The sequence below is a fragment of the Streptomyces sp. NPDC007162 genome (assembly GCF_040634175.1).
In the GTDB taxonomy this organism is placed as follows: domain Bacteria; phylum Actinomycetota; class Actinomycetes; order Streptomycetales; family Streptomycetaceae; genus Streptomyces.
Window position 1 is genome coordinate 1 of record NZ_JBEYFC010000066.1, and the last position, 20,719, is coordinate 20,719.

Genomic DNA, 20,719 nt, shown 5'->3' on the forward strand with positions numbered 1-20,719 from the left:
TGTTCTCGACGATCTCCTCGTCGTCCAGGTAGAGGGTGGCCTTGCCGGGTGCGGTGCGCAGCACCAGGTTGCCGTCGGACCACGTGCCCTTCCACCACATCCCGGTGACGAAGGAGACCAAGGCCGACGCCGAGGCGCAGCTGCTCGAACTGGTCCGTGAGCAGGACGTCGAGCTGGTCGTGCTGGCCCGTTACATGCAGGTCCTCTCGGACGACCTGTGCAAGCAGCTGAGCGGCCGGATCATCAACATCCACCACTCGTTCCTGCCGAGCTTCAAGGGCGCGAAGCCGTACCACCAGGCGCATGCGCGGGGGGTGAAGCTGATCGGCGCGACCGCGCACTACGTGACCGCGGACCTCGACGAGGGGCCGATCATCGAGCAGGAGGTCGAGCGGGTGGGGCATGACGTCACCCCGGACCAGCTGGTCGCGATCGGCCGCGACGTGGAGTGCCAGGCGCTGGCCCGAGCGGTGAAGTGGCACGCGGAGCGGCGCATCCTGCTGAACGGCCGCCGGACGGTGGTCTTCGCCTGAGGGGTGGGGTGGTTCGGTCGTAGGGCGGCCGCGGCTGGTTCGTGGTCGCTCGCGCAGTTCCCCGCGCCCCTGAAAGGCGCGTTGCAGCAGCGCCCCTCTCAGGGGCGCGGGGAACTGCGCGATCAGCCCCCACCCGCGGGCGCCCTACGACCGAACCACCCCCCCACGGTCCGCTACATCCTGCTCAGGCTCGCCGCCGCGAACAGGACGTCCCTGATCGCGACGCGGTCGCCCAGCTGCCCCGCGGCCGCCTCCTCCGGCGGCACGTGCCCCGCGGCCAGCTGGCAGAACTCCACGTCGTCCAGGGCCACATGCGCCACCTCGAACTTCGCCGAGCCCACCGCTCCCGGCGAGTCCAGCGGGATCAGCCACTCGCCGCCGCCACTGCCCTCGATCTCCAGCCGCAGGCTCCGGCCGGGCTGCCCGGCGGGGACCAGGTGGGGCGTCGGGCCGGGCGCCGCCAGCCCCGCCTGCCGGCGTGCCGCCAGGACGAGGGGCAGCATCCGTGCGGCGAGGTCGATCATCTTGTGCAGGTGCCGGGCGGCGGGCGGCCCGTAGGGGTAGTCCACGGCGTCCGCGATGTCCCCCGCGTGCACCCAGCACTCGAACGCCCGGTCCAGCATCGCGTCGTGCAGCGGCAGTTCGAAGTCGCCGTACGACACTCCGAGGCGCCCGGCGCCGCCGCCGGTGAAGGAGACCGTCTGCACGAGGCGGTGGCTCTGCTCCCGCCAGGGCACCCGCAGCGCCCGGGTCGGCGGGAAGTGCGACGCCCGCCAGAAGGCCTCGGTACGGGCCGCGGGGCCGGTCGCGCGGGCCTCGCCCAGCGGGTCCTCGAGGCCCAGTGCGGTCGCCACCAGACCGTCCACGGACAGCAGGTGCGCGATGACCCCGGCGACGGTCGTACGGCGGCTCGTCGGGTCCGTGCCGTCGAACCACCGCAGCCGTACCGGCGCGTGCCACTCCGCGTCGCCGATGTCCTGGACCAGGGCGTCCAGGCGGGCGGTCTCGGCGTCGTAGGGCGCCGCCCACGCGGGGAGCGGGATCCGGGCCGGCCGGCGGTCCAGACAGGCCTCCAGGACGCGGGTGCGCAACCCGGGGTCGAGGTCCAGGCTCTCCGGCTGGTGCAGCAGCCCGACCGCCTCCCGCAGCCGCCGCGCCTCGTCCGCGCAGGCCCCGCAGCTCCCGAGGTGGGCCTCGACGGCGAGCGCCTCCGCCGCCGAACACGCGGCCAACGCCCACGCCCCGAGCAGCGACTTCAGGACGTCGTGCGACAACTCCAGCGGTACGGACGGCAGCTCGACCGCCTCGGGCAACGGCTCCCCGCCGTCCTCGACGGAAGCCCGCGGCAACGGTATGCGCGGCACCCGCCCCCGCTCGCCCCCACCACCGGCCCCCTCGCCACCGCCCCCGGACCCGCGATCCGAACCGGAACCCGAACCGGGTCCGCGATCGGAGCCGGAGCCGGAGATGCCGTGGTCCGCGGCGGGGCCCTCGTCGGGGTCGGGGCCGTTCGGGGGGTCGAAGGGGGCGCTCATGCGTCGGCTCCGTAGCCCGGCGGGGTGGTGGTGTCGTGGGCGGTGGAGAGGAGCTGCAGGCCGAGGCGGAGCCGGCGGCGGGCCTCGTCCTCGGTGACGCCGAGGTCCGCCGCGGTCTGCCGGTAGTCGCGGCGCTGGAAGTAGGCGAGGTCGAGGGCGGCCCGCAGCGGGGTCGGCATGGAGTGCACGATGTAGTCCGCGCGGGCGGCGACGGACGCCCGCCGCACCCTGCGCTCCAGCTCCTGTGCGGCCTCGGTGCCGCCGCCCTCACCGGCCGGGAGCGCGGCTGTCTCGGTGGCCCGCAGGCGCTGCACGGCCAGCCGGTGGGTCAGCGCGGCGACCCAGGAGCGCAGCGGCCCCTGCCTGGGGTCGTAGGCGTCGGGATGCTCCCAGACGTGGACGAAGACCTCCCGGGTTATGGAGTCGGCGGCCGTCTCGTCGCCGAGGACGCGGTGGGCGAGGCCGTGCACGAGCGAGGCGAAGCGGTCGTAGAGCTCGCCGAGGGCGGCGGCCTCGCCGCGTGCGAGCCGCTGCTGCATCTTGCGGTCCCAGCGGGGCGGTGTGTCCTTCTTCGCCATGCGGCCCCCTCCCCGTGCCCGTGTCCAGCGTGTCTGCACCGTCTCCTCGAATGTAGTCGGCACGTCCGGCGACGCACGCCCCTTTGTGCCAATGCGCGCCCCGTGCCGGACCCGGAGTGGTAGAGGCCGCCCTGCGCTGCTCCCTGGCACAGCGGTGTGCGACCGAACCTCCTGTTTTCCGATCGAACAGGATCGATCGGGATCGACAGTGACCGAAACAAGACCTTCCCTGATCGTCTCTCGTTTGTCATCCAGGGTTTCGGGGAACGGCCGCTGGGCAGCCGCGCGAAAAGAAGCGTAGGAACTGGCTCCGTTTCCGGGCGGTTCCGGAAATCCGGCGAGCGGAGGGCTGAGCCGTGGCTTTCAAGGTGACCGGCGAGGAACAGGGCGAGTGGGCCGTGCTCGCGGTGTCGGGCGAACTGGACCTGGTGACCTCACCGGTCCTGCGCCAGCGGGTGCACGACGCGGTGGCCGAGGGCCATCACAGTCTCGTCCTGGACCTGTCCGACGTCTTCTTCTGCGACTCCAGCGGGGTCGGCGTCCTCATCGCCGCCCGACGCCTGATCCGCTCCTGCCGGGGCCGGCTGCGGCTGATCCTGCCGGCCCGGGGCGCGAGTGACGGTTCTCACGTCAACCGGGTCCTCGGCGCCCTCGGCGTCCGACGGCTGTTCGACGTGTACGCCGACACCGACAGCGCGGTCTCCGACGAGGAGGACCCCCTGTCCGCCTAGGGCACTGCCCGGACACTGCCCCACAGTTGTCCCGGAATTCCCCCGGTCTTGGCACAACCGACGTTTTCCCGCTCCCCGGCCGTCGCCCGCGTCGTACGCTCCCTGCGAGGAGAACCCCACGTCACGTAAGGCGGCCCGAACAGACATGGTCAGCACCGAGTACGAGCGACGGATCGCCGCCCGGTTCGCAACCTTCGACCAGGACGGCAACGGCTGGATCGACCGGGAGGACTTCAGCTCGGCGGCCAAGGCGCTGCTCGCCGAGTTCGGCACCCCCGCCCGCTCCGACCGGGGCCAGGCCCTGTACGCCGGTGCCGAGGCCTTCTGGCAGGGCATGGCCGGCATGGCGGACCGGGACGGCGACCAGCGCATCACCCGCGAGGAGTTCGTGAGCGGCGCGGTCAAGCGGCTCCACGACAACCCCGACCGGTTCGCCGAGATCGCCCGCCCCTTCCTGCACGCGGCCCTGGCCCTCGCCGACACCGCGGGCGACGGCACGGCGACCGTCCCCGGCACCGTGCGCGTCCTGCGCGTCCTCGGCGTGCCCCCGGAGGCCGCGGCGACGGTCGCGGCGGGCCTCGACACCGACGGCGACGGCAGGGTCGCGGAGGCGGACATCGTCCCGGCGTTCGCCCGCTACTTCACGATTCCGGAGTAGGGGCCGCCACCGCGGAGGAGCCCGAGAACCGCTCGCGCAGCCGGTACTTGAGCACCTTGCGCAGCGTCTCGTTGCGCGGCAGGGCGGCCACCACCTCGAGCCGCTCCGGCAGCTTGTGCACCGACAGCCCTTCCCCGCGCAGGTACGCCACCACCTCCGGGAGCGTCAGCACGGCCGCGCCCGGCGGCTGCTCGACCACCGCGCACACCAACTCCCCGCGCTCGGCGTCGGGCAGCCCCACCACCGCCGCGTCGCCCACCTCCGGATGCGCGGCGAGCAGGTCCTCGATCTCCTTCGCCGAGATGTTCTCGCCCTTGCGGATGATCACGTCCTTGAGCCGTCCGGTGAGGACCAGGTGACCGCTTTCGGTCACCTGACCGAGGTCGCCGGTCCGCAGGAACCCGTCCTCGTCGAAGGCCTCCGCGGTCTGCGCGGGGTCCAGGTACCCCTGGCACACCGCCTCCCCGCGCAGCCGCACCTCGCCGCCCTCGGCGATCCGTATCTCCATCCCGGCCGGCGGCCGCCCCTCGGTCGTCGCCAGGTTCTCCGCGGTGTCGTCCGGCGCCCCCATCGTGATCATCGGTACCTCGGTCATGCCGTAGCCGTGCGTCAGCTGCACCCCCATCTCCCGCACCACCGCGTGGTACACCTCCGGCGGCTTGGGCGCCCCGCCGCCCGCGAGCAGCCGCAGCGAGGGAATCACCCTGGTCCCCGGCCGCTTGCGCTGCTCGGCCAGGAACATCGAGTAGAACGCCGTCGACCCGCCCGCCACGGTCACCCCGTGCCTGCGGTACTCGGGCAGCGCGTCCGGCAGGGCGAACTGCTCGAACAGCACCGCCGGGAAGCCGTACAGCAGCAGCATCACCGTGTAGTCGGGGCCCGCGATGTGCGCGTACGGGAAGGCCATGGAGCCCACGTCGTCCGCCGTGAGCCGCAGCGCGTGCGCGAGGCACGAACCGCCCGCGATCAGCGAACGGTCCGTGTGCAGCACGCCCTTGGGGTCGGAGGTGGTGCCCGAGGTCCAGTAGATCCACCGGACCGAGGTGCCCTCGGCGGGCGGGGCGGGCAGGACGGCCGGGTCGCCGTCCGGCAGCCCGTCGGCGTCGTACACCTCGAAGACGCCCTTCGCGCCCAGTCGCCGGGCCAGCTCCGTGTGGTCGAAGCCGCGCCACACGCCCGGTACGGCGAAGAACTCGGCCCTGGACTCGCGCAGCGCGAAGCCGACCTCGCGGTCCCGGTAGAAGGGGATGACGGGGGTCTGCACGGCGCCGAGCCTGGCCAGGGCGAAGGACAGTACGGCCGTCTCGATCCGGGTGGGCAGCTGCCAGGCGACGACCGTGCCCGGGCGCACCCCCATGCCGTACAGACCGGCCGCGACGCGTTCGGCACGCGCGCGCAGTCCGCCGAAGGACAGGGTGCGGTCGCCCTGGAGGAACACCGGGCGGTCGGGGGTGAGTTCGGCGCGGCGGGCGGCCAGGTCCCAGAGGGTGCGGGAGGCGCTCAGCTCGTGTGCGGTGGCGTTCGTGTCGTCCATGGCCGGGCCCCTGTCCCTCTCCAGCTGACGAGTCGTCAGATCGTAGGTCCTGGCGCCTTGCCGGTCCAGGGGTGCGGGGCTAGCCTGCGAGATCTGACGAACCATCAGCTCCGTGGGGGTGCCTGCCGGTGGATCTGTCGTACACGCCCGAGGAGGAGGACTTCCGGGCGCGCCTTCGGGAGTGGCTCGCCAAGGTGCTCCCGGGCCTGCCGCCGAAGCCGCGCCCCGAGGACTGGCCGGGCCGCCGCGCCTACGACCTCGGCTGGCAGCGCACGCTCCACGACGCCGGGTACGCCGACGTCCACTGGGACGCCTCCCCCACCATCCGGCTGATCTTCCTGGAGGAGACCGAGAAGGCCGGCGCGCCCTACGTGGGCGCCAACTTCGTGGGCCTGCTGCACGCGGGTCCGACCATCGCGGCCGAGGGCACCGAGGAGCAGCGGGCCCGCTGGCTGGCGCCGATCCTGCGCGGCGACGAGGTGTGGTGCCAGGGCTTCAGCGAACCGGACGCCGGCTCCGACCTCGCCGCACTGCGCACGCGCGCGTGGCGCGACGGCGAGGACTACGTGGTGAGCGGGTCCAAGATCTGGACCTCGCACGCGGAGGTCGCCGACTGGTGCGAGCTGCTGGTGCGGACGGACCCCGGGGCGCCGAGACACCGGGGCATCAGCTGGCTGGCCATGCCCATGGACGCCCCGGGCGTCACCGTACGGCCGCTGCGCACGCTCGCCGGTTCCGACGAGTTCGCCGAGGTGTTCCTCGACGAGGTGCGGGTCCCGGTCGCCAACCGGGTAGGCGCCGAGAACGACGGCTGGCGCGTCACCATGGTGACCCTCTCCTTCGAGCGCGGCACCGCCTTCGTCGGCGAGGTCGTCGCCTGCCGCCGGGTGCTCGGCGACCTCGCGCGCGTGGCACATGCGAACGGCGGCTGGGACGACCCGGTGCTGCGCCGCCGCCTCGGCCGGCTGAACGCCGAGTTCCGGGCGCTGTGGCGGCTCACCCAGTGGAACGTCAGCGAGGCGGAGGGCCGGGGCGTGCCCGGCGTCGGCGGCTCGGTCTTCAAGCTGCGCTACTCGCACGCGCGCCAGGAGCTGTACGACGCGGCGGCCGCCGTGCTCGGCCCCGACGCGCTCGACCTGGACCGGCCGTGGGTCCTCGACCGGCTCTCCTCCCTGTCGTACACCATCGCCGCCGGGACCTCGCAGATCCAGCGGAACATCGTGGCCGAGCGGATCCTCGGACTGCCGAAGGGGCGGTGAGCGGACGTGCGTTTCCGACTGACCGGTGAGCAGGAGGCGTTGCGGGACGGCATGCGGGCGCTGCTCGGACGCCGGTTCGACGGCGCGGCGCTCCGGACGGCCGTGGCCGCGCCGGGCCTGGACCGGGAGCTGTGGCGGGAGCTGGGCGCGGCCGGGTTCTTCGCGCTGCGGCTGCCGGAGGCCGCGGGCGGGGTCGGACTGGGCCTGCCGGAGGCCGTGTTGGTGTTCGAGGAGGCCGGACGGGCGTTGCTGACCGGCCCGTTGCTGGCCACCCACCTCGCGGCCGCCGACGTGCCGGGCGCGGCCGACGGGGAGACCGTGGTGGCCCGCGTGGACGGTGGCCTGGTGGAGTGGCTGGCCGAGGCCGACGTGGTGACGGGGGACGCGTCGGGGGCCGTACCGCTGCGGTCGGTGGACCCGTTGACGCCCCTGCACCGGGTTCCGGGCGCCCCTGCGGCGGCCCCGGATCCGGTGGCCGTGCTCCTGACCGCCGCCGAACAGCTGGGCACGGCCACGCGCGCGTGCGAGCTCGCCGTGCAACACGCTCGCACGCGCGTGCAGTTCGGGCAGCCGATCGGGGCGTTCCAGGCGGTCAAGCACCTGTGCGCGGAGATGCTGGTGCGGGCCGAGACCGCGCGTGCGGCCGTCTACGCGGCCGCCGTGACCGCCGACCCCCTGGACATCGCGGCAGCCCGGCTGCTCGCCGACGAGGCCGCCGTGGCCGGCACCCGGGACTGTCTCCAGGTGCACGGCGGGATGGGCTTCACCTGGGAGACGGAGGTGCACCTGCTCCTCAAACGGACATGGGTGCGATCCCAGCGTCGCGGGGGCGTTACGGAAAGTGAGGAAATGCTCGCCGCCGAGCTGCTCGGGTGAGCGTTCGAAAGGCCTCTGGTCTGCGGAATCGGCGTCCTGGCGGCCGAGATGTCGCGGATTGTGGCATACCGGAGTCACGGAGCGTTGATACCGGGTTGTGTCCAACGCGTGACTCGTCACGGGCTGGAGTCGGGTGTCCGCTCCGGTACCTTCTGTGGGATGCGAGTGGTTCCGAGGACGAGCCATGCCGACGGCGCCGTCGAGGCGGCCCCGCGGCTCGTGGCGTGTGCCGCTGTTCGCAAGGCGGTAAGGGCTTGCGTCCCCGCCTGTTCGACTCCCCGCCGCGAGCGTCGCACAGTATGCCGTAGGCGTACTCCTTCGCGCTGGAATATGCCCGAAGCGCTTGTTGGGGTGACTGTACGTCAACCATGCTGTCTCGTAAGGGAATCACGTTCCGTAACCCTTGCCCTGGCCGTTGTTCTGGCCATGCAGAAAATGGCTACGATCGTGGCCCTCGTCGCCCTTGTCGTCGCGGTCCTCGTCGTGGCGTTGGCTCGGCGCGGGTTCATGTGTCCGCCGGTTCGGATGGTGTGAGCGGTGCAGGTGCTTCAAGTGCAGCTGGAGATCCGGCCCGACCCCGCGGAGGTGGGGCGAGCCAGAAGGTGGGCCCGCTCGCGCCTCGCGGGGTCCGGTATAGCGGTGGACGAGCCGCTGGCCGAGACGTTGATCCTGCTCGTCTCCGAGCTGGTCACCAACGCCGTGGTGCACACCGGCCGGCCGGCCGTGCTGCGGCTCTCGCTGCCGGGCACGGACCGAGCGGACGCCGCGGACCCGGCCACCGTACGGCTGGAGGTCGCCGACGGCAGCACCCGTGCGCCCGTGCCGAGGTGTGTCGACGGGGACGCGACCGGGGGCCGCGGCCTGGCCCTCGTCGACGGACTCGCCGACCGCTGGGGCTGGAGCCGTGAAGGCGCCGGCAAGCGCATCTGGTGCGAACTGGACCGGTGCTCGGAGCCCCGGCAGGGTGCGGCGGTGGCGTACGGGGGCGACCTGGCCGCCTTCGAGGGGCTGGCGTTCGAGGCGGTGTGATCCCCGTGTGCGGTGATGCGCCGGGGGTTGCATCCGTGCGCGCCCATTGTGAACCGGGGTGTGACGGGTAAACCCCGAACGGGTGTTGACGCCCCGTGACCATTTGAACACGCTTGAGGTCTGCGATTCGCCGCGAGGGGACGGTGAGGGGTCCGGCCACGGACGCCCTCGCCGAGTGTGGGTCGAGACGGACGGTGGTGTGCGGGGCCGGGCTCGGGGCGGGCCGGCGCGCGTGGCCGTCCGGATGCAGGGGGGATGGGGGAGGGTCGGTGTCACGCCGGTTCCCGGCGTGACACCGACTTGCACGCCCGCTTGCGCCGCGCCCGGCTTCAGAGGACGGCCACGGGCGCGACGGGACTGCCCGTCGCGCCCGCGAACGGCTCGGGCGTCGCCGACAGCAGGAACGCGTACCGGCCAGTTTCTCCACAGGCTGTGGACAACTCTTCGAGATTCCAGTTCTGGCCCTGGAGCATGCCCATCTCGACCAGGTCCAGGGCGTGCACGGGCAGCCAGAGGTCCTCGATCTCGGGCGGGAAGATCTCGAAGGTGAGGGTGTCGTTGGCGACGGCCGCCACGTCGCGTGCGTGGAACCACTGAGGGGTCCGCACCGAAAGGCCCGGCGACGGGTAGCCGTACCCGTGCTTGTCCCCGGCGAGGTACACCTGCACCTGGCCGGTCCGCACCAGCACGATGTCACCGGCGCGCACCGTCGTCCCGGCCAGTTCCTGCGCGGCGTCCAGATCCTCCGGGGTGACCGCGTGGCCGCCCGCCAGCCGCTCGACGCCACGCGCGCGTGCCACGTCCAGCAGCACCCCGCGCGAGACGATGTGCCGCGCCTTGTCGATCCCCGCGAACGCGGCCCCGCCGTGCGCGGTCACGGTGTCCGCAGGGCGGCCGTTGTACAGCCGCCCCGAGTGCGAGACATGGGTGAGCGCGTCCCAGTGGGTGCCCGCCTGCAGCCCCATCGTCACGGCGTCGTCGCTGCACGCGACCGTCCCCGGGCCGAACAGCTCCTGGTTGATCTGCACCATCGCGTGCAGGGGGTTGACCCGCCCGGGGATCATCCCGGTCTGCACGCCGTCCTCCCGCAGCGGCAGGGCCAGCGGGACCCGCCGGCCGGTGCGTACGGTCACGGCCGCTTCCCGGACCACCTCGTCGGTGATCAGGTTCAGCGTGCCGAGTTCGTCGTCGGTGCCCCAGCGCCCCCAGTTGTTGACGCGCTTGGCGATGTCGTGGAACTCAGCCGGCAGTGACATCCGGTTCCTCCCCGGGGCTTGTGTCCGCACATCAGACGCGCCATAAAATCTAACGGTCCGTCAGAAACCGCGGGAAGGGGCCGGGCATGGGGAACTTCTTGGCAGGCAAGGTCGTCGCCGTGACGGGTGCCGGGCGCGGTATCGGACGGGCCGTGGCGCTGGCGGCGGCGGCCGAGGGGGCGCAGGTCGTCGTCAACGACTACGGCGTGTCGGTCGACGGCGCGTCGCCCACCAGCGAGGTCGCCGAGGCCGTCGTCAAGGAGATCGAGGCGGCGGGCGGCGAGGCGGTCGCCGTGGCCGACGACATCTCCACGATGGCGGGCGGACAGCGGATCGTGGACGTGGCGCTGGCCTCGTACGGGCGGCTCGACGGGGTCGTGTGCGTGGCCGGGATCCTGCGCGAGCGGATGCTGTTCAACATGACCGAGGAGGAGTGGGACCCGGTGGTCGCCACCCATCTCAAGGGCACGTTCACGGTGTTCCGGGCGGCGTCGGCGGTGATGCGGGGGCAGCGCGCCGGCACCCTGATCGGCTTCACCAGCGGCAACCACCAGGGCTCCGTCTCGCAGGCCAACTACAGCGCGGCCAAGGGCGGGATCATCTCGCTGGTGCGCAGCGCGGCGCTCGGCCTGCACAAGTACGGCGTGACCGCGAACGCGGTGGCGCCGGTGGCGCGTACGCGGATGTCGGCGGGGGTGCCGATGGAACTCGCCGAGATCGGGGAGCCGGAGGACGTGGCCGCCTTCGTCGTCTACCTGCTCTCGGACGCCGCGCGGGACGCGGGGATCACCGGGCAGGTCTACACGGTCGCCGGGCCGAAGATCGCGGTGTGGGCCCAGCCCGCGGAGGTGCGGGCCGCGTATGCCGAGGGGGGTTCCTGGACGCCGGAACGGATCGCCGAGGTGCTGCCGGGGAGCGTGGGGGTGGAGCCGATGCCGATGCTGGCACGGGTGGCGGCGATGGAGGCCGCTGCGCGGGGCGGGGAGCGGCCGAACGCCTGAGGGGCAGGGGGGTGCGGTGTGCGGGCGAGTGCGGCGCCGTCGCGGTCGCTCGCGCAGTTCCTCCCCCAGCCCTCGGCCGGGGCGACCCCCATCGCCCCTTGGCTGGTCAAATCGAACCATCTTTGGAGGGCACCGTGGAGTTCGGCTCAGCGCCGGAGGATGAGGTCTTTCGTGGCGAGGTCCGGGCCTGGCTCGGTGCGCACGTCGACGGCGGTGTGGACCGGCGCAGGTGGGAGCGGACGCTCGGGGCCGACGGGTGGATCGGGCTCGGCTGGGCGGAGGGCGGGTACGGGAACCGGACCGCCACGCTCACGCAGCAGGTCGCCTGGGCCGAGGAGTACGCCCGGTCGGGCGCGCCGCCGCGCTCCGGGCACATCGGGGAGAACCTCCTCGCCCCGACGCTCCTCGCACACGGCACCGCGGAGCAGAAGGCACGGTTCCTGCCGCCCGTCGCCGCCGGCGAGGAGCTGTGGTGCCAGGGGTACAGCGAACCCGGCGCCGGGTCGGACCTGGCCGGCGTGCGGACCGCAGCCGTACGGGAGGCGGACGGCTACCGCGTCTCCGGGCAGAAGATCTGGACCTCCCTCGCCCACGAGGCCGACTGGTGCTTCGTGCTCGCGCGGACCGAGCCCGGTTCGCGCAGGCACCACGGTCTGAGCTTCCTGCTCGTGCCCATGGACCAGCCCGGCCGCATCGAGGTCCGGCCCATCCGGCAGCTGACCGGCACCAGCGACTTCAACGAGGTCTTCTTCGACGGCGCGCACGCGCGCGCCGACCATGTCGTCGGCGGCGAGGGCAACGGCTGGCGCGTGGCGATGAGCCTGCTCGGCTTCGAGCGGGGCGTGTCCACGCTCGCCCAGCAGATCGGGTTCGCCGAGGAACTGGGCCGGGTGGTGCGGGACGCCGTGGCGAGCGGCGCCGCCGCCGATCCCGTCGTACGCGCGCGGCTGGTGCGGCAGTGGGCCGAGTTGCGGGTGATGCGGTGGAACGCCCTGCGGACGCTGGGGAGCTCGGCCGCCGAGCCGGGCGCTCCCAGCGTGGCCAAGCTGCTGTGGGCCGGCTGGCACCAGCGGCTCGGTGAGCTCGCCGTGCTGGTGCGGGGCGCGGCCGCGAGCGTCGGCCCGGCCGACTGGTCGGCTGCCGCGCCGTACGAACTGGACGCCGCCCAGCACCTGTTCCTCTTCTCGCGGGCCGACACCATCTACGGCGGTTCGGACCAGGTCCAGCGCACGATCATCGCCGAGCGCGTGCTCGGTCTGCCGAGAGAACCGAAGGGGGTCGAGTCGTGATGCGCGGTGTGGTGTTCGACGGGAAGCAGGTCCAGGTGGTCGACGACCTGGACGTCCGGGAGCCGGGGCCGGGGGAGGTGCTGGTGGCCGTGTCCGCGGCCGGGCTCTGCCACAGCGATCTGTCCGTGGTGGACGGGACCATCCCCTTCCCCGTGCCCGTGGTGCTCGGCCATGAGGGTGCCGGAGTGGTGGAGGCGGTGGGTGCGGGGGTCGGCCATGTGGCGCCGGGCGACCACGTGGCGCTCTCCACGCTCGCCAACTGCGGGGCCTGCGCCGACTGCGACCGTGGGCGGCCGACCATGTGCCGCAAGGCCATCGGGCGCCCCCAGCAGCCGTTCACGCGCGGTGGCCGGGGCGTCCACCAGTTCGCCTGCAACTCCGCTTTCGCCGAACGGACCCTCGTCAGGGCCGTGCAGGCGGTGCGCATCCCGAAGGACATCCCGCTGACGTCCGCCGCGCTGATCGGCTGCGGGGTGCTGACCGGTGTGGGCGCGGTGCTCAACCGGGCCCGGGTGGACCGCGGCGACACCGTGCTGGTCATCGGCACCGGCGGGATCGGGCTGAACGTCATCCAGGGTGCGCGGATCGCGGGCGCGCTGCGGATCGTCGCCGTGGACGCCAACCCGGCCAAGGAGGAGGTGGCCCGGCAGTTCGGCGCGACCGACTTCCTGACCTCCACGGACGGCGTGAAGGACCTGCTGCCCCACGGCGTCGACCACGCCTTCGAGTGCGTGGGCCGCGTCGAACTGGTCCGGCAGGCCGTCGACCTCCTCGACCGGCACGGCCAGGCGGTCCTCCTCGGCGTGCCCGCCGCCACCGCCGAGGCGTCCTTCGTCGTCGCCTCCATGTTCCTCGACAAGTCCATCCTGGGCTGCCGGTACGGCTCCTCCCGCCCCCAGCACGACATCGCCCTGTACGCCGAGCTGTACCGGCAGGGCCGCCTGATGCTGGACGAACTGGTGACCGCGACCTACCCGGTGGAGGACTTCGAGAAGGCCCGCGCGGACGCGGAGGCGGGACGGGTGGCCCGCGGGGTGCTCACGTTCTGAGGGGCTGGGCGGTGCGGGTGGTCCGGGTGCGGAAGGTACGGCGGTAGGCGGTCGGGGTGACGCCCAGCGCCGTCTGCAGGTGCTGGCGCATCGACTGGGCGGTGCCGAAACCGGCGTCCCTGGCCACCTGGTCGACCGAGAGGTCGGTGGACTCCAGGAGGTGGCGGGCGCGTTCGACGCGCTGCTGGGTGAGCCACTGGCCGGGGCTGACGCCGGTCTCCTCGCGGAAACGGCGGGTGAAGGTCCGTACCGACATGGCTTCCTGCTCGGCCATGTCGCGCAGTTGGATCGGTTCGTGCAAGCGGCCCAGGGCCCAGGCGCGGGCGGCCGTGGTGGTCGCCGCCTGGAGGTCGGGGACCGGACGGTGGATGTACTGGGCCTGGCCGCCGTCCCGGTGCGGGGGTACGACGGTGCGGCGGGCCACGTCGTTGGCGACGGCGGTGCCGTGGTCGCGGCGGACCATGTGCAGGCACAGGTCGATGCCGGCGGCCACCCCGGCGGAGGTCAGCACGTCGCCGTCGTCGATGAACAGGACCTCCGCGTCCACCTCGATGCGCGGGAACAGCCGCTGGAGATGGTCCGCCTCCGCCCAGTGCGTGGTCGCCGGGCGGCCGTCCAGGTAGCCGGCGGCGGCGAGCACGTAGACGCCGGTGCAGATGGAGGCGAGCCGGGTGCCGGGGCGGATGTGGGCCAGGGCGGCGGCCAGTTCGGGGGTGAGGACGCCCTCCTCGAAGACCGGACCCAGCTCGTACGAGGCCGGGACGATCACCGTGTCGGCGGTGGCCAGCGCCTCGGGTCCGTGCACCACGTGGATCGCGAAGTCGGCGTCGGTCTCGACCGGTCCCGGCGGCCGCACCGAGCAGGTCACCACCTCGTACAGGTGACGGCCCCGGCGGTCCTTGGGGCGGCCGAAGATGCGGTGCGGGATGCCCAGCTCGAAGGGGAGCAGACCGTCCAGGGCGAGGACGACCACACGGTGCGGGCGGAAACCGGGATCACCGGGCTCACTGTCCATGGCCCGATCCTAGCGAATGCTGTCTTTCGGGCCACTCGATGGAATCAACCCGTCGGCCGAAGCTTTATGGCGTGACCCAGACAACCGAACCCGCAGCAGCCCGCCAGGACCCGAAGCCGGCCCGCGCCCCGCGCGTCCACCGCGCCTGGTTCGTCGCCGCCGTCACCTTCGTCACGATCATCGGCGCCGCCGCCTTCCGCTCCCTGCCCGGCCTGCTCATCGACCCGCTGCACACGGAGTTCGCGTGGTGAGGCTTTGGGGAACATGAAAGCGAGTCTTGCGTCCCTGCCAGTTCCCAACAGGTCGAGGCAAATCCAGGGGAGGCGCCCGTACGGGGCGGTCCCACAGGGGAGCGCCCCGATCCCTCACTCCGGTGTGTTCGAGTACCGCTCGATGCTCGCGCGGCCTGTCGATCGGTCGAGTAGGCGCAGTTCCCACGGGCCCGTGTTCACGTCGAAGTCTTTGCCGAACCCGACCCATTTGCCCGCCATGCGTCGGCCCGTCGGCTCGATGAGCAGCTGAATCGCACCGTGGTACCAGGCGCCCTGGTAGTAGCCGTCAGCCGCCGTCTGCTCGGTCCACGTACCGGTGACGACGTTCCTGTCAACGGTGAGATCCAGAGACAATGGACTGTCCGGGTTGGTCGATGCTCCGGGCAGGCTCTGGGCTGTCAGCCGGTTGCCGTGCTGGACGATCACGACGTGGTGCTTGCAGTCGAACGTCTCGTCGCGGCTGGACGAGTAGAACTCGTACCGGGACAGCCAGATGCCCGCGTATTCGCTCTGCGGCTCCGTCTCCGGGCCTGTGACAGCGTCGGCCGTGCCGACTTCCTCAGCCTCCATGTCGTGGCCTCCTGCCCCGTCTGAGTGGACGCGTGCCATCGGGATCGCGAACCCCAGCGACTCAGGGGAACGGCCGGTGAACCGCTTCAGTGCCCGCGCATACAACGGGCGGCATGTCCTGGTCTCCCCGGACTCCCAGCGTTGCACGAGCCGCTTGGAGGCGTCGTTCGGCTCCCCCAACTCCTCGCCTGCGCCGCGTAAGCCCCGGGCGAACTCGTCTTGGCTGAGGTTCATCGACTTGCGCACAGAAGTCAGCACGTCGTTGGGGATTCGCTCCCGCTCGGCCGGAGTCGTCATGATCCGAGGGTAGCCACGTCACGCCTCCAATGACACCGGTTTGACGCCCTCGGGGTGACGCCGACGTGACGCCCGAGGGGCGCCTTGAACGTCGCCGCAATGGTCGTGATCGATCCGGAACATGGTCGTCATGTCCATCCGCATCAGCGCTTACACGGTGAGAGCCGACGGCACCCAGACCAAGCCACGAACCCTGTACGAGGGTGAGGGCGGGGAACCCCTCGCTACTGGCCTGATGCCGCCGTGCCTGTGCCCCAAGTGCGGGGGTGGGCGACATGACCGGAGCACCACGGACCCCCAATTGCGTGGAGGCAAGCCAGCATGAGCACGGCAGTAGTGACCCGCGACCCGAAGGCGTACGTCACCCCGGAGGTGTGGGAGCGGGAGGTGGCCCTCCTGCTCCGCAACCCGGAAAACACGCGCGAACTGGCCGATGCCAAGTTCGGACAGGCCATCGCCTACCTGGTCACGTGCGGCGAGAACCCGGACCTTCTCATGGGCCCGTCCAAGCAGGTGGACGAGGCATGGCACTCGTTCATGCTCGACTCGATCCCGTACCACCACTTCACCAGCCGGCACTTCGGCCGGTACATCCACCACGTACCGGAGCTTCCGGGGGCGGCGGCCGGTGTCCAGTGCGTCAGCGACGACAAGGCGACGCTGGACGGCCACGACCTCAAGACCGGCGGCCCGCTCGTCCTGGAGCAGACGATCAAGGCCATCAAGGCGGCCGGGTTCGAGATCGACTCCGACCTGTGGGGCATGGAGGACGCGGCCGACTGCAACCAGTGCCACGCAGGGTGCCACGACTCGCCCAAGTAGTAGTGAGCAGCATGTGAGTTGGGGCCTGTCCCCGTACGTTGGGGGTGGGCCCCTCATGCTGGAAAGGATCACTGCATGTCATTGGCTGAGTCCTGGGACAGGTACGCGGTCGGGAGCAAGCCACGCAGGACCGTGAACGCCAAGGGTGATACGACCTGGCTGAACTGGACTCAGTACGCCGATCACGGGCCGAACGAGAGCGTTCTGGGCCCCGTGGCCGGACGCCGGGTGCTGGAACTCGGGTCGGGGAGCGGTAGCAACCTCGCGCACCTCGTGACGCTTGGCGCGACGGGTCGAGGTGTGGACATCGCCCCCGCCCGCGAGACGGTCGCGCGGGAGTGCTGGGGCCACTTGCCGGGCCTTGAGTTCCGGACGGCGGAGGCGACGACATTCCTGAGCGAGACAGACGAGACGTTCGATGTCGTGGTCTCGATCTTCGGTGCCGTGTGGTTCGTCGATCCGGACACCCTGCTCCCGCTGATCCGCTCGCGCATGGCGCCGGGCGGCATCCTGGCCTTCTCGCATTTGCCTCCGGGCAGCCAGGGGCCGAAGCCCGGCAAAGCCGGACTGCGGCACGATCGCACCCCGGATGAGTGGGGGCGCATCCTGACGGGGCACGGCTTCTCTGACGTGCGCGTGTCTCTGATCGACCCGCCAGAGGGCAAGGCTGTGGGCACGATGCTTGTCCGTGCCTTGGCGACCTGACCGCGAGGCTGTGCGCCTGTCTCAGGTCACCCCGGCCTTCTGGCAGACGGAGCGAACCGTCATGGCGCTCCACTTCGCGGCTCTGCGCGGGGGCAGGCCCTCAGTGTCGAGCTGCATGCCGATGGCCCGGTAGCTCATCCCCTCCGCCCTCAGTTCGAGTATGCGGGCCTGTGCCGCCTGCTCCGTGGGGTTGGGTGCAGCGTCGCGCTCTCGCCCCTCTCCGTCCCCGTGGAAGCCGTAGGCGTACGCACCGACAGCCTTCCGTCCGGATGCCGCCTTGGCCGCACGCCCGTCCCGGAGACGCTTGACCACCATGCGCCGATCGAGTTCGGCGAACACGCCGATGACCTGCCGCATGGCCGTGCGCATCGGGTCGTCAGGGTCGTCCTGGTGGACCTCCCCACCATCGGCGGTGAAGACCTTCCCTCCGTCACGCCAGACCACGGCAAGAGTGGCTTCCTGCCCCGTGAGCGCACGGGCCAACCGGTCGAGCCGAGGTATCAGCAACCCCTCTGCCGCGCCCTCCCTGATGAGCAGCAGAGCTTCCGACAGGCCCTGACGGTCAAGCGCTTCGGTCGCACCAGACACGCCCTCGTCGCGTGATACGTGAACGATGCGGTGACCGTGGGTCTTGGCCCACACCTTGACGGCCTTCTCCTGCACGTCCAGGCCGAAGCCGTCCGAGACCTGTCCGGCCCCGGATACGCGGATGTAGGCAACGAGCTTCACGACTCCCCTTCAGTGATCACGTAAGTATTTCCATGGAAAAACTTACAGTGCAGTTCAGGGGACTGCAACGTTGATCGCATGTTCATGGTGGGTGGCGGCTCGCACGGCCGGGCGTGCAGGGCGAGGGCGAAGGGGTGGGGCATGACCCCCTGAAGGGCCTTGCTCGACCGCCGTGTCTTGGCGGCTCAAATCCTGCCACGGTTCTGGGGTCCGTCTGAGAGGCGCCTCACGCGCGATGACCTGCGCTTTCGTCTCTGGAGACCTGTAGATTTTGAGGTCCTTGTGAGTCTTCGGAGAAGGGAAGCCCGCGATACAGGAACACGTATGGCGTCGTGCGCTGGTGCGCTCGAACTTGAAGCCCGCAGAGAAGTTGGTCGGCGTCGCCATGGCGCTGTACCCGGACTACGAGACGGGCGGGAACGTGTGCCCGTCGAACGGCACGATCGCCAGGCAACTCGGCTACGGCGGGAAGGCTCCAGAGCAGACGGTCAACAAGATCGTAGGCAGGCTCCGTAAGGCTGGCTGGCTCACGAAGACAGGCAAGGTGCCGGATGGTCCAGTGATCTACCGGCTCACCTTGCCGAGGCAGGGGGGTATGGCTGATACAACCTACATACCTTCAAGAACGACGGCGGTAAGAGCGAGGAGCCAGCGGCGAAGAGTAAGCCGGAAGGCGAAGAGCGGCTCCCCGTAGGGGGCCGACAGGGCGAAGACGAAGAGCGCAAGCAGCCGACGAAGGTGGGCCGCGTGAGCGGCCCTCAGCAGGAAGACGAAGGGGCTGGGTCTCTTGGGGGGCCTCCGGCCCCCACCTTGTCCTTTGTGGATCTTGGCAAGGTCAAGCAAGAGGACCAGTGTCGACGCTGGTTCGGCGACGCGTACGCAGCTCCCTTGCCGGTGGACTTCGACTACGACCGCTTGACCGACCGGCTCCAAGAAGCGGGGCAAGAGCCGCCCCCTTTCTGATCCGGCATGACGAAGCCCCGGCCTCTGGATGATCAATTCCAAGGGATGCCTGCGGAGGGTTTGAAGTGGGCGTCGGTCGAAGCCGCCGCGAGACGGTCGGGCGGCGGGCTGCCGGCCCTGGTTGTCGAGGTGGCAGCGGGCGGTCAGGCGTCAGGGTCGACTTCGGGGTGCGTGAACCGCAGGGGCTTGCCCAGCGACCGGGCGTAGGCGATTTCGGCTCGGGTGCTGTCTCCGATGTGGTCGCCGACTACGAGCACCTCGTCGGCGAGCCGGATCTTCGCCCGGTGCAGCTCGCCGAGCCGGACCTTCAGCGCCTCGGCCTCGGCGGGATCGGACCAAAGCCCGTGCGGCGCCTTCATGTCGAAGCCCGGTTTGACGACGATCTTTCCGGCTTTGGTCTCCCGCAGATCGGCCTCGGTCATCTCGGTCATGAAGCGGGTGGAGCCGCAGAGCACGACGATACGCGGGAGGCTCAACAGCTTCTTCGCGTCGGCGAGTTTCTCCTCGGGGGTGAGCAGTTGCGGGTATGACACTGGTTCCTCCTGGTGGTGTGGTCCAAGGGGGGCCTGCGGAGACGAGAGTGAGGCAGGCTACGCGTCTTGTTCGTCGTCGGCGGTGTGGTTCCACTCCACGGTCATGTAGTCGTCCACGGTCATCTTCGCCGCCTTCTTGAAGCCGTTCGGGTGCATCGTGATCGTGGTGACGAATTTGACCCACGCTCGACGGACGGGGAGTGGGGTGTTCGGCCAGTCCTGAATCAGGCCAGCGATGCCCGACACGGGGTCGATCGGGGGCAGGCCAGTGATACCGGACAGCCTCTCGTCGATCTCGTCGAGCCTGGACCGGATCGCCTCGGTACCGGCCGTCATCTGGGACAGGGTGATGGACCCGGAGGCGTAGGACACAGCCAACCCGTCGAGCCGTTCCCGCAGGGTCTGCGCTTCCTGATGAAGGTGGGCTGAGTCGTCTCCCTGCTCCTGCCGAGAAGCGAGGACCCAGGGAAGGAAGTCGGGGAAGACGATCCGCGCCAGGACGGCGTTACCCGCTCGCTTGTCGGCCAGTTCCCGGGGCACGCGTACGTGCTTCTGTCCGCAGCGGTAGACCGGGGTCCCTCGGTACATGCCGCCTCGCACGGTATCCCCGCAACGCTCACACGTGGCCAGTCCGGCAAGCAGGGTCTGAGGGGCCGAGCCCGTACGCGCACCGCCCGTGAAGCGCTTGGGGTTCGTCAGTGCCGACACGAGGGCGTAGTGCGTCGCATCATCAAGAACCGCGGGCCACTTGCCCGCGCCCATCACCTCGCCCCGGTAGGTGACCTGAGCGATGTACCGAGGGGAGATGAGCACCTTCTTCACACCGCCCACGCCCCACCCCTTCGCCTCGCCATCTGCCTCACCCTTCGCCTTGCCGGACGACGAGCGGGGAGCGAGCAGACCGAGGCCGGTCCAGAAGCGAGCGACAGCCGCCAGGGTCTCGCCTTGGAGAACCATCTCGGCACCCTTGCGGATCGCCTCCGCCTCGGCATCGACCACGGTCACGTAGTCGTCTTCGTATCCGAACGTTCGCAAGCCCGCCTTGTGTGGCTTGCCGTTCTTCGCAGCCTGGAGGTTCGACGCCTTCTGCCGTAGCGCCTTCTGCTCACCCTCGTACTCCGCCCAAGCCGTGACCGTCTTGGCCGTGGCCCGACCGGCCGGAGTCGACAGGTCGAGGTGTCCGGCGTGGATGGCGTGGACGTTGACCCCGAGTGCGATCACTCGCAGCAGGTCTTCCGTCCTGCGCACGAGCCGGTCAGTGTGCCAACAGAGAATCGCGTCCGGCTTGGACGCCAACAGCCGTTCGAACCCTGGCCGCACCTTGCCCGAGGTGGCGCTGATGTCGTTGTCCGAGATCACCTCTCGTACGGTCCAGCCACGGGCTGCGGCGAACGCCCGGCACTCGTCCTCCTGGCGCTGAACGCCCAACTCGTCGCCATGCTGATCGAGGCTCAGTCGTACGTAGATGGTGACGTCCATCTGTCT

General features: G+C 71.0%; 20 protein-coding genes and 2 pseudogenes. 13 read left to right on the forward strand and 9 right to left on the reverse strand.

Going from position 1 to position 20,719, the window contains the following annotated elements; genetic code table 11:
* Positions 1 to 80 precede the first annotated feature (80 nt).
* Positions 81 to 533: pseudogene (locus ABZ646_RS10980) on the forward strand (formyltetrahydrofolate deformylase); the annotation flags it as partial.
* Positions 534 to 706: 173 nt separating this feature from the next.
* Here ABZ646_RS10980 and ABZ646_RS10985 read toward each other — a convergent pair.
* Positions 707 to 2,068: a maleylpyruvate isomerase N-terminal domain-containing protein gene (locus ABZ646_RS10985; protein WP_360515895.1), complete on the reverse strand. Its 1,362-nt coding sequence runs from the start codon at positions 2,066 to 2,068 to the stop codon at positions 707 to 709.
* Positions 2,065 to 2,646 carry a sigma-70 family RNA polymerase sigma factor gene (locus ABZ646_RS10990; RefSeq protein WP_360515898.1) on the reverse strand — a complete coding sequence of 194 codons (582 nt, stop codon included), beginning with the start codon at positions 2,644 to 2,646 and terminating at the stop codon, positions 2,065 to 2,067. The genes ABZ646_RS10985 and ABZ646_RS10990 overlap by 4 nt, the downstream gene beginning before the upstream one ends.
* A gap of 356 nt (positions 2,647 to 3,002) precedes the next feature.
* On the opposite strand from ABZ646_RS10990, the gene ABZ646_RS10995 reads away from it, so the two are divergent.
* Both ABZ646_RS10995 and ABZ646_RS11000 read left to right on the forward strand, forming a co-directional pair.
* Positions 3,003 to 3,377, forward strand: a complete 375-nt coding sequence (locus ABZ646_RS10995) for an STAS domain-containing protein (protein WP_360515901.1) — start codon at positions 3,003 to 3,005, stop codon at positions 3,375 to 3,377.
* A 145-nt stretch (positions 3,378 to 3,522) separates the two neighbouring features.
* Complete coding sequence (locus ABZ646_RS11000) at positions 3,523 to 4,035, forward strand: EF-hand domain-containing protein (RefSeq protein WP_360515904.1); 513 nt, start codon at positions 3,523 to 3,525, stop codon at positions 4,033 to 4,035.
* Here the strand turns inward: ABZ646_RS11000 and ABZ646_RS11005 are convergent.
* Positions 4,019 to 5,569, reverse strand: a complete 1,551-nt coding sequence (locus tag ABZ646_RS11005; RefSeq protein ID WP_360515907.1) for an AMP-binding protein — start codon at positions 5,567 to 5,569, stop codon at positions 4,019 to 4,021. The genes ABZ646_RS11000 and ABZ646_RS11005 overlap by 17 nt on opposite strands.
* A gap of 128 nt (positions 5,570 to 5,697) precedes the next feature.
* Here ABZ646_RS11005 and ABZ646_RS11010 point away from each other — a divergent pair, with 128 nt between their 5' ends.
* The 3 genes from ABZ646_RS11010 (at position 5,698) to ABZ646_RS11020 (ending at position 8,733) form a co-directional block, all read left to right on the forward strand.
* Complete coding sequence (locus ABZ646_RS11010) at positions 5,698 to 6,828, forward strand: acyl-CoA dehydrogenase (RefSeq protein ID WP_360515910.1); 1,131 nt, start codon at positions 5,698 to 5,700, stop codon at positions 6,826 to 6,828.
* A gap of 6 nt (positions 6,829 to 6,834) precedes the next feature.
* Complete coding sequence (locus ABZ646_RS11015) at positions 6,835 to 7,704, forward strand: acyl-CoA dehydrogenase (protein ID WP_360515913.1); 870 nt, start codon at positions 6,835 to 6,837, stop codon at positions 7,702 to 7,704.
* A gap of 552 nt (positions 7,705 to 8,256) precedes the next feature.
* Complete coding sequence (locus tag ABZ646_RS11020; protein WP_360515963.1) at positions 8,257 to 8,733, forward strand: ATP-binding protein; 477 nt, start codon at positions 8,257 to 8,259, stop codon at positions 8,731 to 8,733.
* Positions 8,734 to 9,062: 329 nt separating this feature from the next.
* On the opposite strand, the gene ABZ646_RS11025 is transcribed toward ABZ646_RS11020, so the two are convergent.
* Positions 9,063 to 9,989 (reverse strand): cyclase family protein, encoded by a 927-nt coding sequence (locus tag ABZ646_RS11025; protein WP_360515916.1) that lies wholly within the window; start codon positions 9,987 to 9,989, stop codon positions 9,063 to 9,065.
* A gap of 86 nt (positions 9,990 to 10,075) precedes the next feature.
* Between ABZ646_RS11025 and ABZ646_RS11030 the strand changes: the two genes are divergently transcribed.
* The 3 genes from ABZ646_RS11030 to ABZ646_RS11040 all read left to right on the forward strand — a co-directional run bounded on the left by ABZ646_RS11030 (position 10,076) and on the right by ABZ646_RS11040 (position 13,328).
* The gene (locus ABZ646_RS11030) at positions 10,076 to 10,990 is read left to right on the forward strand and encodes an SDR family NAD(P)-dependent oxidoreductase (RefSeq protein ID WP_360515919.1); all 915 of its coding nucleotides are present in this window, start codon (positions 10,076 to 10,078) and stop codon (positions 10,988 to 10,990) included.
* 134 nt (positions 10,991 to 11,124) lie between these two features.
* The gene (locus tag ABZ646_RS11035) at positions 11,125 to 12,279 is read left to right on the forward strand and encodes an acyl-CoA dehydrogenase family protein (RefSeq protein WP_360515922.1); all 1,155 of its coding nucleotides are present in this window, start codon (positions 11,125 to 11,127) and stop codon (positions 12,277 to 12,279) included.
* Positions 12,279 to 13,328, forward strand: coding sequence for a Zn-dependent alcohol dehydrogenase (locus tag ABZ646_RS11040; RefSeq protein WP_360515966.1), 1,050 nt, complete (start codon positions 12,279 to 12,281; stop codon positions 13,326 to 13,328). Before ABZ646_RS11035 ends, ABZ646_RS11040 begins: the two co-directional genes overlap by 1 nt.
* Here the strand turns inward: ABZ646_RS11040 and ABZ646_RS11045 are convergent.
* Positions 13,318 to 14,343 (reverse strand): helix-turn-helix domain-containing protein, encoded by a 1,026-nt coding sequence (locus ABZ646_RS11045; protein ID WP_360515925.1) that lies wholly within the window; start codon positions 14,341 to 14,343, stop codon positions 13,318 to 13,320. The genes ABZ646_RS11040 and ABZ646_RS11045 overlap by 11 nt on opposite strands.
* Before the next feature lie 38 nt (positions 14,344 to 14,381).
* Between ABZ646_RS11045 and ABZ646_RS11050 the strand changes: the two are divergent.
* Positions 14,382 to 14,591: pseudogene (locus ABZ646_RS11050) on the forward strand (MFS transporter); the annotation flags it as partial.
* Positions 14,592 to 14,708: 117 nt separating this feature from the next.
* Here the strand turns inward: ABZ646_RS11050 and ABZ646_RS11055 are convergent.
* Positions 14,709 to 15,482, reverse strand: a complete 774-nt coding sequence (locus ABZ646_RS11055) for an XRE family transcriptional regulator (protein ID WP_360515928.1) — start codon at positions 15,480 to 15,482, stop codon at positions 14,709 to 14,711.
* 321 nt (positions 15,483 to 15,803) lie between these two features.
* On the opposite strand from ABZ646_RS11055, the gene ABZ646_RS11060 reads away from it, so the two are divergent.
* Positions 15,804 to 16,304 carry a hypothetical protein gene (locus ABZ646_RS11060; protein ID WP_360515931.1) on the forward strand — a complete coding sequence of 167 codons (501 nt, stop codon included), beginning with the start codon at positions 15,804 to 15,806 and terminating at the stop codon, positions 16,302 to 16,304.
* A 75-nt stretch (positions 16,305 to 16,379) separates the two neighbouring features.
* Entirely contained in the window at positions 16,380 to 17,009 is a 630-nt protein-coding gene (locus ABZ646_RS11065) for a class I SAM-dependent methyltransferase (protein ID WP_360515934.1), read from the forward strand.
* Positions 17,010 to 17,030: 21 nt separating this feature from the next.
* Here the strand turns inward: ABZ646_RS11065 and ABZ646_RS11070 are convergent, their stop codons facing one another.
* Positions 17,031 to 17,738: a recombinase family protein gene (locus ABZ646_RS11070; RefSeq protein WP_360515937.1), complete on the reverse strand. Its 708-nt coding sequence runs from the start codon at positions 17,736 to 17,738 to the stop codon at positions 17,031 to 17,033.
* 340 nt (positions 17,739 to 18,078) lie between these two features.
* Between ABZ646_RS11070 and ABZ646_RS11075 the strand changes: the two genes are divergently transcribed.
* The gene (locus tag ABZ646_RS11075) at positions 18,079 to 18,432 is read left to right on the forward strand and encodes a helix-turn-helix domain-containing protein (protein WP_360515940.1); all 354 of its coding nucleotides are present in this window, start codon (positions 18,079 to 18,081) and stop codon (positions 18,430 to 18,432) included.
* A gap of 412 nt (positions 18,433 to 18,844) precedes the next feature.
* Here ABZ646_RS11075 and ABZ646_RS11080 read toward each other — a convergent pair whose 3' ends face one another.
* Together ABZ646_RS11080 and ABZ646_RS11085 are read right to left on the reverse strand one after the other, a co-directional pair.
* Positions 18,845 to 19,234: a hypothetical protein gene (locus tag ABZ646_RS11080; protein ID WP_360515943.1), complete on the reverse strand. Its 390-nt coding sequence runs from the start codon at positions 19,232 to 19,234 to the stop codon at positions 18,845 to 18,847.
* A 57-nt stretch (positions 19,235 to 19,291) separates the two neighbouring features.
* Positions 19,292 to 20,713, reverse strand: coding sequence for a recombinase family protein (locus tag ABZ646_RS11085; protein WP_360515946.1), 1,422 nt, complete (start codon positions 20,711 to 20,713; stop codon positions 19,292 to 19,294).
* Between the last annotated feature and the right edge of the window lie 6 nt (positions 20,714 to 20,719).